The organism is Acinetobacter sp. GG23 (assembly GCF_057766365.1).
Genome location: NZ_JBYMDJ010000016.1, coordinates 1 through 5,471 on the forward strand (window position 1 = coordinate 1; position 5,471 = coordinate 5,471).

Annotated in this window: 6 protein-coding genes; all 6 read left to right on the top strand. The window is 38.7% G+C overall.

Features of this window, described 5'->3' with window-relative positions; all coding sequences use genetic code 11:
• Positions 1–38 precede the first annotated feature (38 nt).
• The 6 genes from AC3CAU_RS16710 to AC3CAU_RS16735 all read left to right on the top strand — a co-directional run bounded on the left by AC3CAU_RS16710 (position 39) and on the right by AC3CAU_RS16735 (position 4,460).
• The gene (locus AC3CAU_RS16710; RefSeq protein WP_447054494.1) at positions 39–596 is read left to right on the top strand and encodes a hypothetical protein; all 558 of its coding nucleotides are present in this window, start codon (positions 39–41) and stop codon (positions 594–596) included.
• A 210-nt stretch (positions 597–806) separates the two neighbouring features.
• Positions 807–1,364 (top strand): recombinase family protein, encoded by a 558-nt coding sequence (locus AC3CAU_RS16715; RefSeq protein ID WP_447054496.1) that lies wholly within the window; start codon positions 807–809, stop codon positions 1,362–1,364.
• 286 nt (positions 1,365–1,650) lie between these two features.
• Positions 1,651–2,628, top strand: coding sequence for a replication initiation protein (locus AC3CAU_RS16720; protein WP_447054493.1), 978 nt, complete (start codon positions 1,651–1,653; stop codon positions 2,626–2,628).
• Positions 2,628–3,011, top strand: coding sequence for a hypothetical protein (locus AC3CAU_RS16725; RefSeq protein ID WP_488368512.1), 384 nt, complete (start codon positions 2,628–2,630; stop codon positions 3,009–3,011). The genes AC3CAU_RS16720 and AC3CAU_RS16725 overlap by 1 nt, the downstream gene beginning before the upstream one ends.
• Before the next feature lie 176 nt (positions 3,012–3,187).
• Positions 3,188–3,871 carry a hypothetical protein gene (locus tag AC3CAU_RS16730; RefSeq protein WP_447054495.1) on the top strand — a complete coding sequence of 228 codons (684 nt, stop codon included), beginning with the start codon at positions 3,188–3,190 and terminating at the stop codon, positions 3,869–3,871.
• A 73-nt stretch (positions 3,872–3,944) separates the two neighbouring features.
• Positions 3,945–4,460, top strand: coding sequence for a plasmid replication DNA-binding protein (locus AC3CAU_RS16735; RefSeq protein WP_447054498.1), 516 nt, complete (start codon positions 3,945–3,947; stop codon positions 4,458–4,460).
• The last annotated feature ends 1,011 nt before the right edge of the window (positions 4,461–5,471 follow it).

Here is a 5,471-nt window from a genome sequence, read left to right on the forward strand (position 1 = left end):
GTTTAATTTTCTAATTTAACAAAATAATGAGGTAACAAATGAAACACACAGCACCACAAACAGCATCAATTTCACAAACATTCATGCCCACAACTAACAAGAGCGTATTAGTTTACGGTATGTACAAAGGCTACCAACTTCCACAAGGTAAGAGCTATCGACCAACCAATATTGATAAGGTCAATTCTTTATTAGCATTAGCTGTAGAGAATCAGCACAATTGCTACAGCTTTGAAGTTTACGAAGACTTTGGAAAGTTTTTTGACATGTTGAAGCAGATAGACCCAACAGCAAGATACTTAAAAGTAATTTTGGATTCGCACATCAAGCTAGTGATCTTCACTAAAAAAACTGAAGCTGAAGTAATCGCATTGATGCTTGCCAATACTGAAGATTTTGCATTGAATTGCTCAATTCATAATGTTGCAGATAACGCCGTGGAAACTGCAGGCGTAGCCTACGAGTTAGCCGAGCATTATCTAATTCCAAAGCCTGCAAAGAAAGCTAAACAAATGAGTGGTAATGACTTAACACCCGATGAGAAAGCATTATCATTAGTATTCGAGTTAAAACCAAAGATTGTACGTCCCAGTTGATGCGTTACAGGTAACTGTAAATGAGCAAGACAGGGCAACTTAGAGGTTGCTTTTTTTTCGCCTGATGTTTGTGGTGTACTTTTTTAGCATGCCCTACAAGGTACAGCAGCATGAATACAGATGATGGGGAAAAACCGTACCTATTTAAGTTGTTTTTTAATTATGGGTACGGTAGTATTAATCATCTTAGATTTAAATCGGTACAGTGTCATGCAGAAAGTAGCCTATAAGCGTGTCAGCACAGTAGAACAAAAAACAGATCGTCAATTGGATGGGATGACCTTCGATAAGGTGTTCGAGGATAAGGTTAGCGGCAAAGATACTAAGCGTCCTGCACTGCAGGAAATGCTTGATTACGTCCGTGATGGTGATGAGCTGTACATTCACAGCCTTGATCGTTTAGGGCGGAATACAGCAGATTTAATCGAGTTGATGAACCAATTAAGAGCCGAAGGCGTAACGGTTAAGTTTGTTAAGCAAGGCTTGGAGTTTAAACCTGATACTAACAATCCAATGAATGATTTGATGTTCACGATGTTAGCTGCATTTAGTCAGTTTGAACGTGAGTTGATGCTAGAGCGTCAGCGTGAAGGTATTGCCAAAGCTAAAGAGGAAGGCAAGTACAAAGGCCGTCCTGCTACCGTAGATAAAGAAGCGATTGGTCAAGCGTTGAATGATGGTAAGAGCTATAGAAATGTAGCGAAAGAGTTTGGAGTTTCGCTATCTACAGTGCAGCGAGCCATTAAAGCTCTTAACAGTGCAGCCTGATATTTTGAAAAGATTAGACCGATATTTTTGCAGGTGTATCGGTGTGTTAAGCACCGCGCCTATAGATCAGTTTGAATAATGCAGTAGATAGTGCAGAACTTGTTTCTTACAACCGCATGAAATGTGTGGTAAAACTAACAGACAATGAAAAGCCCCGATGATTTTCAAACTTGGCGGAATGGAATCAATCGAGGCTTGTATCTTTAAACAACAATAAGGGGATTATTCCGTCTTGTGTCTGTAGATCATTTTACAGGTACAAGCGGATTACTCAAGTAGTAAACGCATGGAATGTACAAAAAGTCACGGTACACTGACGAATTTTAAAGCAGGGATATTGGCACAACAGCAGCTTGATCTGCTTGATAACTTGCCAAACAACCCATATTGCATGGATGAAAAGCCTGGGTACATGTTTGTCCGTACCAAAGCGATAGCTATTAAAAAACCGTACCTTCAAATCAATCCACCAAAGAAAACGGTCTATTTTGTTTTTGATGATGATAAAGATGATGCGGCTGTATCTTGGTTTGATGCAGGGCTACCAAAGCCCCTATGGACGACACAGAACCCACTAAATGGGCATTGTCATCATTGCTACAAACTAGAGATACCCTTATTCACAAGCGAGTTTGCGAGTGTTAAAGCAATCAAATACGCACAGGCAATTTACTATGCGTACGCCTTGAAGATGGGTGCTGATCTTGGGTATTCAAAACTAATAACTAAGAACCCATTACATCCTCAATGGCGCACAACAGTTTGGACTGACAAATCCTATTCACTTGACTACCTTGCAGACTTTGTCGAGTTACCCAAGAAGCTACCTAAGAAGCTAGAAATAGTAGGTTTAGGACGTAACGTTACAATGTTCGAACGTGGTCGGCAGTGGGCATATGTGGCGATTCGCGACTACATGTACTGTAACTCTAGCTATGATTGGGAACAGGTTGTAAAGAAGCAACTGGAAGCCATTAACAGTGGTTTTGAACAGCCTTTACCTTATAGTGAAGTCAGAGCAACCGCTAAGAGCATTGCACGCTGGGTATGGAAGAAATTCAGCTATGGTGAATTTAGTGCAGTACAAGCTAAACGTGGTGCTAAGGGCGGTAAGAAAGGTGGTGCTGTACGTTCTGCACAGTATCAACCTCTAAGAAAAAAAGCGCTTGAATTAAAAGAACAAGGTTTGAATAACAGTCAAATTGCTAAGGAATTAGAAGTTTCAAGGAGGACTGTTATTAACTGGTTTAAGGGGAAGGTGTAATGCTATATGCGGCTGTTTTAGTCTACCTATTAACCATGATGTTTCTGTGGCAAATATCTGGCAATTTTGCACTTACTATGCAGCGTCCAGAAGAAGTATCTGTTATGGAAAGAAATTTGTGGAAAAAGAATAACGCTTTTTCAGTGCTTGGTATGCTGTTGGCACAAGGTATGTGGATTTTTGCTTTAGCTTATCCAATCTATTGGGGCATTACCCAAAGCATTCTACAAGCTATTCTTCTGCTTATCGTAGGCAATATTCTAGCTATTCTCTTTGCAGGTTTCTTTAAAAGAATATTTGGTGTGCCTGAAGTAATCTTGGCGTACATAGGAATAGCTATCTGTCCATTTTTGATAATTGGAATTTGGTTTATTAGGGTGTGAAAGTGAGCCTTATCAGATAACAGCTCTTGGAGAGGATACTTTGATCTCTTAGAGGTAAGTTTTAATGGCTTACGTTATAGGTATCGGTACTAAATAATTAAATGTGTTGAGAAGATTTTTACTAGGTGGTGTAAGTGAGTTTTATCAGATACTCAGCTTTCTTAGGGGTGGTTTAATTGAATAATGTTTCCTTAAAATCATTCATTGAATTCTATGCTTTGGTACCATTATTGTTGTTGGGTCTTGCTGCTACTTACAAGTTTGGTTACTTCAATGCTTTAGATGCATTATGGATTTTACCATTGTTAAATGTCCAAGGATTCGTTTACTCAATTTTGATTACAACGATGGTATTTCTTTTAGGAACTGCTATTGCTTCAGTTTATTGTTCTTTACTTCCTTTTTTTAGTCACTCTGGTCTGATTTTTACTTTCTTTATTGTTCCTGCAGTTTCCTCTATGGTTGGTGGAGGCGTAGATACCTTACTGACGATTTTAGCTAATGGTATCCCTTTCTTTTTTGGTTTTACCTATTTTTTAAACTTGAAGGATATTTTTAATGGGGATGAAGTCAGCAGAAGCTTCAAATTACCTAGTCTGCTTATTTTCAGTTTCCTTGGACTTTTCATGATGTCTAGTCTAGGCAGTAGTAAGGCATACAAGGATAGTTCAGAAAAACTTTTCCCTGTAGTGAAGTTTAATAACAGGGGTTCTGTTTCAACCTTACAAAATTCTGATGATTGGAGATTACTAGAATCTAGTGGAAATAATTTAATCTTAATTAATCTAAATAGTAAGAATGGTACAGGAAGGAATGAGTTTAAAGTTATCGAAGCTAATAAAGTAGATTCTATTTACTAAGCAGTTTGTAGTGTATCCCTACATGTAGATAATAATGTACCCTTTAGTAACGTTACTAAATAGAATAACAATGATGAAAGCGCTCTCGGTTATTGAACTTGCCAAGCTATACAGTATGAATCGTCAAAGCATTTACAAGCGTATAAACAAAGGTGATCTAACTAAAAATAGTGACGGTAAGATTGACTTTGCAGAAGCTATCCGCGTCTTTGGTGAACCTTCACAACGAAGCCATCAGAACGTCACGTTACAGTCAAAAGCTACGAAAAATGAGACAGAAAGCTACGCCTTGCGACAACAGGTAGACATGCTTCAGAAGCAGCTTGAACTTGCACAGGAACGTGAACAATTCCAACGTGAGCAGCTACAGGCGAAGGATGATCAAATCCATACGCTTCAACTTCTACTTGGTGCGCCTAAACCACAACAATCTGAAAAGGTAGCAGAGCCGACACCTGAACCACAGCATCAGCCATCAATGCCAGAGGCTAAGACTACCGAACAGGTACAGGTACACGCTCAAGAAGAAAAGCCAGAACTTAAACGTAGAAGTTTGTTTGGGCGAGTAATGCGTGCAGTATTGGATTGATTGCTAAAAGCTCTATCACATTTGCACTTTTTTAGGTGCTATGTTTCAACTGGTTTTTGACCAGATTGTGTGCACGGAGTTAGTCATTAATTGAGTTATAATGGTTGTAACTTACAAATTGAGTTAGGAATGTTTGTGTACTTAGTGTGTATACACATCGTTGAGATTAATGTCATGTACTTTAGTACGTACCTGTGACAAATCTTGGATTTCATGTTTGTAAGGAAGTGGCCTCCCTCAAAAATCTGACCTAATGAAGGAGGCTTTCTCTGCCATTGTTGCCAATGCAAGCAGTTCAACTTCATTGTATACCTTTTGGTATTTTGATGCAGCAATGGTCTGACTACTGAATAGGGAGTTAGGCACATGTCTAAAATCTTGTTGGTACAGCTATTGAGTTTCTTAGCTGACTGCCTACAGATTGTTTTCTGCTTTCCAATCTCGTAAGAGCTTGTCCGGGATAATCTGTTGTTAGTCAAGCAATCCAGTTTCCCTTCCCATGTTGGAGGGGAAATTTGTTTTTAGCAGTCAGATGCCTTAGATACCAGTACCTTTACAGTCGTACGGCATGGGTAAATAACAAGGCGAGGAACAACAGAATATCAACTTAAAGATACTGCATGGTTATTGGTGAAATTTTGGTGGTGTATAGCCATGTTTGCGCTTGATTTGCTCTAAGATGGAAAATATACCGTATCTAGTCTACTGCACTAATTTGGATTAACATTCAATCTGAAGCCTTACAGTGCGAAAAATAGAAAATTTCACTTGACAAAATGAGAAGTTGTGGTAGTATATGTAGTATCACAAAAACATAGATGGAGATTAAAAAAAACTGACTTAACACCTGCCCCCCAACGAATGTGATCCAACATTCAATCGACCGAACAACCCAAAATTTAATTACTTCGTACTTTTCAACAAACCAGTTGAACAAGTTAACGAGGATTTTTTGCGTTTAATTTTCTAATTTAACAAAATAATGAGGTAACAAATGAAACACACAGCACC

What these genes read in the sequence shown, in the direction of transcription:
- AC3CAU_RS16715 (WP_447054496.1), top strand. Translation starts at nt 807, where the DNA reads ATGCAGAAAGTAGCCTATAAGCGTGTCAGCACAGTAGAACAAAAAACA.
- AC3CAU_RS16720 (WP_447054493.1), top strand. Translation starts at nt 1,651, where the DNA reads ATGGAATGTACAAAAAGTCACGGTACACTGACGAATTTTAAAGCAGGG.
- AC3CAU_RS16710 (WP_447054494.1), top strand. Translation starts at nt 39, where the DNA reads ATGAAACACACAGCACCACAAACAGCATCAATTTCACAAACATTCATG.
- AC3CAU_RS16725 (WP_488368512.1), top strand. Translation starts at nt 2,628, where the DNA reads ATGCTATATGCGGCTGTTTTAGTCTACCTATTAACCATGATGTTTCTG.
- AC3CAU_RS16735 (WP_447054498.1), top strand. Translation starts at nt 3,945, where the DNA reads ATGAAAGCGCTCTCGGTTATTGAACTTGCCAAGCTATACAGTATGAAT.